General features: G+C 64.7%; 6 protein-coding genes. 4 read left to right on the top strand and 2 right to left on the bottom strand.

Going from position 1 to position 5305, the window contains the following annotated elements; genetic code table 11:
• From VN004_RS22300 to VN004_RS22315, 4 genes are all read left to right on the top strand, one after another.
• The coding region (locus VN004_RS22300; RefSeq protein ID WP_325614488.1) for a sigma factor-like helix-turn-helix DNA-binding protein at nt 1-258 on the top strand (258 nt) is incomplete at its 5' end.
• Entirely contained in the window at nt 255-893 is a 639-nt protein-coding gene (locus VN004_RS22305; protein ID WP_325614491.1) for a DUF1109 domain-containing protein, read from the top strand. The genes VN004_RS22300 and VN004_RS22305, both read left to right, overlap by 4 nt.
• Nucleotides 894-1024: 131 nt before the next feature.
• A complete protein-coding gene (locus VN004_RS22310; RefSeq protein WP_325614494.1) occupies nt 1025-1990 on the top strand; it encodes an alpha/beta hydrolase in 966 nt (321 codons plus the stop codon).
• 109 nt (nt 1991-2099) lie between these two features.
• Nucleotides 2100-3104 carry a sensor histidine kinase gene (locus VN004_RS22315; RefSeq protein WP_325614497.1) on the top strand — a complete coding sequence of 335 codons (1005 nt, stop codon included), beginning with the start codon at nt 2100-2102 and terminating at the stop codon, nt 3102-3104.
• Here VN004_RS22315 and VN004_RS22320 read toward each other — a convergent pair.
• Together VN004_RS22320 and VN004_RS22325 are read right to left on the bottom strand one after the other, a co-directional pair.
• Nucleotides 3044-4825, bottom strand: a complete 1782-nt coding sequence (locus tag VN004_RS22320) for an SLC13 family permease (protein WP_325614499.1) — start codon at nt 4823-4825, stop codon at nt 3044-3046. The genes VN004_RS22315 and VN004_RS22320 overlap by 61 nt on opposite strands.
• 137 nt (nt 4826-4962) lie before the next feature.
• A partial coding sequence (locus tag VN004_RS22325; protein ID WP_325614501.1) for a TRAP transporter large permease subunit occupies nt 4963-5305 on the bottom strand: 343 nt, incomplete at its 5' end.

The raw sequence follows: 5305 nt of genomic DNA on the forward strand, positions 1-5305 counted from the left end.
CGCACGGACCTGTCGATCGACGACTTCGCCGACATCCTGCCGGATGAGGCGCAGCCCGAGACCGCGAGCGAGCGTGACGTGGTGCGCTCGCTTGAGGCTTTGCCGCCGGGCCAGCGCAAGGTGGTCCAGGCGATTGCCGTGGAGGGCGTTTCGATTGCCGCTGCGGCCCGCAGCCTCGACATGACCGAAGGCGCGGTCCGGGTCGCGCTGCATCGCGGCCTCGCAGCCCTCGCGAAACGTCATCGTGATGAATCATGAAAACCGATCAGCTCATCCGTGCGCTTGCCGCTGACCGCGAGCCTGCCGGTCCCAAACCCGGCTTAGCGCTTGCGCTTGCCGGTGCCGCCGGCTTTGCGTTGTCGGCGCTGCTGTTCATCTGGCTCGTGCCGATGCGGCCGCATCTTGGCGAAGCGATGCGAACATTTCCCTTCGCACTGAAGCCGGTCGAGATGGGAATTCTCGTCGTCGCCTCCGCCGCAATGGTGTTGCGCCTGGCGAAGCCCGGCGCTCCTGTGCTGGGCGCGCTGACGATCGCGGCCCTCGTGCCGGCCATCATGGTCGCGGCCGCCGGGATCGAACTGATGCTGGTCCCGCGTGCGGAATGGCTGGTGCGCCTTGCCGGCACGCATTGGTATATCTGCGTGTTGAACATGGTGCTGCTGTCGTTGCCCATCCTTGCCGCGCTGCTGTTCGGATTGCGCTATGGCGCGCCGACGCGCCCCGCTCTCGCCGGGGCCGGCGCCGGGCTTCTGTCAGGCGCAGTGGCCGCGAGCCTCTATATCGCGCATTGCCCGGACGACTCGCCGCTCTTTGTCGGCGCCTGGTTCACGCTGGCCATCGCCATCGCCACCGCCATCGGCGCGCTGGCGGGGAGCCGGCTGCTCCGCTGGTAGGTCGGTCGGCGGTATCTGCATGACGCATGATCGGTGCTGTCGGTCGCCGTCACAAATGCGCTGGACGGCAAGCCGGCAGGCCGCCATGGTGTGGTCTCTTGACCACGTCGATCTGTGTACGCTGACCCTTCATGACTGTATCTGCCGGAGGCGCCGCCTCGCACGTTCAGGCTTCGCAATTGAAAGACGCAGCCGCGCCGAAAAGTCCGCCGGTCTGGCTCGACATGGACCAGAAGGCGCTGGACGACGCCTACGACCAGCCGAAATATGCGCCGAACGTGCGCCAGATCGTCGGCCGCTATCGCACCAACAGCGATCTCACGCGGGCCCGCCTGGGGCCTCCGAAGCGGTTGAGCTATGGCGCGACCCCGGTTGAAGCCCTCGACCTTTACGCGACCCCGGCGCCGAAAGCGCCGATCAACGTGTTCCTGCATGGCGGTGCGTGGCGCGCCGAAGCCGCGCAATATTATGCGTTTCCGGCCGAGACCTTCGTCAATGCGGGGGCCCATTACATTGCGGTGGACTACACCAATGTGGTGGAAACCGGCGGTGATCTGATGCCGCTCGCCGAACAATGCCGCCGCGCGATCGCGTGGATCTACAAGAATGCCGAGAGCTTCGGCGGCGATCCCGATCGCATCTATCTTTCCGGCCATTCCTCGGGCGCGCACCTTGGCGGCGTGGTGCTGGTCACCGATTGGGTGAAGGACTTCGGCCTGCCGCCCGACGTTATCAAGGGCGCCGTTCTGGTGTCCGGAATGTACGACCTGAAACCGGTGCGGCTGTCCGCGCGATCGAGATATGTGACGTTCACCGATGAGGTGGAGCACGCGCTGTCAACGCAGCGTCACCTCGACAAGCTGAACGCGCCGGTGATCGTCGGTTACGGTTCGCTGGAAACGCCCGAATTCCAGCGCCAGAGCCGCGACTTCGCGGCAGCGTTGACGCAGGCGGGCAAGGTCGCGCAGTTGATATGCGGAGAGGGCTACAACCATTTTGAGTTCATCGAAACGCTGGCCAATCCGTACGGACAGCTCGGCCGCGCCGCGCTCGAGCAGATGGGATTGGTGTCGCGGCCCCGTGGCGCGCAAGGATAGTTTCCTCTAATCGGCGGATTTTTTGACACAAAATCGCGCACGGCGGCCGTCTTTCTATAATGCAACACCCCTGTTCGGACTGGTAGGGTCTGGAATGTGGGAAAACTGAATGGCCGGCGATTGGTTGCGCAAGTTGACGGATCTGGCCGTCGCGCCGAATTCAGCGCGGGCGTTCCTTCTTGCGGTCGCCTGTGTCGCGGCGGCGACGGTGATCCGTTATCTCCTGGGCTTCATCAATCCGGACCTCGTGCCGTTCGCCGTGTATTTTCCGGCGGTCCTCGTGGTGGCGCTGCTCGCCGGGGTGTCGGCAGCGATCGTTGCGACCTTGCTGTCGATGGTCGCGGGCACCATGCTGTTCGGCGCGCCGGGACCGATCACGCAGCTCGATGTCCTGAACGGAATCCTGTTCGGCGCGTCTTGCCTGTTCATCATCGCGGTCGCCGAAGCCTATCGAAGCCTCGTGGCGCGCTACCGGACCCAGGAGAAGCACAAGAACCTGATGCTGCGCGAGCTCGAGCATCGCGGCAAGAACACCTTCTCGGTGGTGGAATCGATCGTGCTGCAAACCCTCGCGCACGAACCGCAGATCGCGAAGGTCATCACCGGCCGCATCCGCTCGGTGTCCTCGACCAACGACATCATCAGCCATGCCGATGGTCTGCAACCGGACTTGCGGACCCTCATCCGCGCCAAGTTCGAGCCGTTCGGAAATTTTCGCGCCAATCTGAGCGGGCCGGTCATCCGCCTGCCGGCCGATGCCGCACGTAATCTGTCGCTGGTATTTCACGAGCTCGTCACCAACGCCATCAAGCACGGCGCCTTGTCGTTGCCGGAGGGACGGATCGAGATTTCCTGGCATACGAACGATGACGGCCTCACCATCGAGTGGATCGAACGGGGCGGTCCGCATACTTCGCCGCCGCTTCAGCGCGGCTTTGGCACCCGCCTCGTTGTGGGGTGCATGAAGAGCCTTGGCGGGAAGGTCGATGCGGAATTCGCGCCGGAGGGCCTGGAATGCCGGCTGCAACTGCCGCACAGCCGCACAGCGGACGATCAGCGCGCGGCGAGCGGCCAGAACAGCGCGATCAGCGGCACGCCGGCCAGCACCACATAGATCGACAGGGGCAGGCCGAGCTTCCAGTAATCGGTGAAGCGATAGCCGCCGGCGCCCATCACCAGCGTATTTGATTGGTGCCCGATAGGCGTCAGAAAATCGCAGGCCGCGCCGATCGCCACCGCCATCAGGAACGGGTCGGGAGACAGGCCAAGATTGGACGCGAAGGTCGCGGCAATCGGACCCATTACAAGCACGGTGGCGGCATTGTTAAGGAACGGCGTGACCGCGAGCGCCGCGAGCATGATCAGGGCGAGGGTGCCGAGCGGTGGAAGCGCGCCGGCTGCAGCCGAAAGCCAGCCGGCGATCACGTCGGTGCCGCCCGTGGTGCGGAGCGAGTCGGAGAGCGGGATCAATGCGGCGAGCATCACGAGGATCGGCCATTCGATGGCGTCATAGGCTTCGCGAAGTGAAATCGCCTTGAGGAGCACGATGAGCGCGGCGGCGGCGAAGAAGGCTATCGCGACCGGGACGAGATGCAACGCGACGGATAGCATCGCAACAGCAAGAATGATGACGGGAATATAGCCGCGCCGGCCCTGACCCAGCGCGAGCCCGCGTTCTGCGAGAGGCAGCAATCGCAATTCGCCGAGCGTTTCCGGCATCGCATTGAGATCGCCGCGCAGCAGAATGACATCGCCTTCCAGGAACCGGATCGATCGCAATTGACGTGAGATGCGCCGCCCGGCGCGGCTGACGGCGAGGAGGTCGACGCGATACTGATCGTAGAGCCGCATGCGCGCGGCGGTGTTGCCGACCAGCGGCGAGTCCGGGGTGACGATGGCCTCCATGATGCCGATATCGTCGCTCGGCGTGTCGGGCTCTTTGCGGACCGGGTCGCTGCCGAGCTGGAGCTTGGCCGAGCCCACGACGCGTTCCAGCGCGCCGGGCTCGCCGCGCAGGATGAGGGTATCGCCGCCGTGCAATGTCGTCGTCGGGCTCGGCTGCGATTGACGCGCGCGCTGTCCGAGGATCGCGACCACCTCGACCTCGCCGTCACCGAGCGCCTCGAGGTCTTTCACGGTCTTGCCGTCGAGTTCGGATTCGTCCGGGATCAGGACTTCGGTGCTGTAGCCTTCGAGATTGAAGGCGGCATCCATGGTGGCCGCGCCCTTGCGTTCCGGCAAGAGGCGCCATCCGAAGGCGAGAAACGCAACGCCCCCGATCGCGAGCAGGGCGCCGACCGGCGTGAAGTCGAACATGCCGAACGGCGCGCCGATGATTTCTTCGCGCACGCGCGAGACGATGATGTTCGGCGAGGTGCCGACCAGCGTAACGATGCCCCCGAGCAGCGAGGCAAACGCCATCGGCATCAGCATTGCGGAGGGCGGCGTGTTTGTCTTGCGCGCCAATTGAAATGCCACCGGCATCATCATGGCGAGCGCGCCGATATTCTTGACGAAGCCGGACAGCGCCGCGACCACCGCGGTGAGGACGAAAACCTGGATCGTCGGGGTGTTGAGCCAGGGCGCGATCGGACGGAGCGCCGTTTCGATGACGCCGGACCGCGCGACTGCGGCGCTCACGACCAATGCACTCGCAACGATGATGACGATATCGTCGGAAAACCCGGAAAACGCCTTGTCGTATGGGACAATGCCGGCGGCGAGACCCGCCAGCAGGGCCAGCACCGCGACCATATCGAAGCGCAGCCGTCCCCAGACGAAGAGCGCCATCATTGCAATGAGGATGGCGAAGGCCAGAATCTGCTGCGTTGTCATGCCAGGTCCGAAGCGGGCGGTATCTAACGCCCGCCGGCACATCGGGTTCCGTCCTGGCACGACGGGAGGCTGGCGCTTTCGGGAATGCTGGCCCGATCAGTCTCGGTGCGTCTGAGCCGCGGACGCCCCGCGGCTCGTCAGTTCATCGTGGAGGGCAGCCACAGCGAGATCTGCGGGAAGGCGATCAACAGCGTCATGATCACCGCTTCGCAGACCAGGAACCAGTAGCAGCCGCGGAAGATCGTGGTCAGCGGGATCTGATTGTTCAGCGCGCCCGCCACCACGTAGATGTTGAACCCGACCGGCGGCGTCAGAAGGCCGATGCCGATATACTTCACCACCAGCACCCCGAACCACACGAGGTCGAGGTTCAACGCAGCGAACATCGGCACGAAGACCGGGATGGTCAGAAGGATCATGCCGAGCGGATCGAGGAACATGCCGAGCACGAGGTAGATCAGCGACACCGCGATCACGAGG

Source organism: Pseudorhodoplanes sp., assembly GCF_035565855.1.
GTDB lineage: Bacteria > Pseudomonadota > Alphaproteobacteria > Rhizobiales > Xanthobacteraceae > Pseudorhodoplanes.

What these genes read in the sequence shown, in the direction of transcription:
- VN004_RS22305 (WP_325614491.1), top strand. Translation starts at nt 255, where the DNA reads ATGAAAACCGATCAGCTCATCCGTGCGCTTGCCGCTGACCGCGAGCCT.
- VN004_RS22310 (WP_325614494.1), top strand. Translation starts at nt 1,025, where the DNA reads ATGACTGTATCTGCCGGAGGCGCCGCCTCGCACGTTCAGGCTTCGCAA.
- VN004_RS22315 (WP_325614497.1), top strand. Translation starts at nt 2,100, where the DNA reads ATGGCCGGCGATTGGTTGCGCAAGTTGACGGATCTGGCCGTCGCGCCG.
- VN004_RS22320 (WP_325614499.1), bottom strand. Translation starts at nt 4,825, where the DNA reads ATGACAACGCAGCAGATTCTGGCCTTCGCCATCCTCATTGCAATGATG.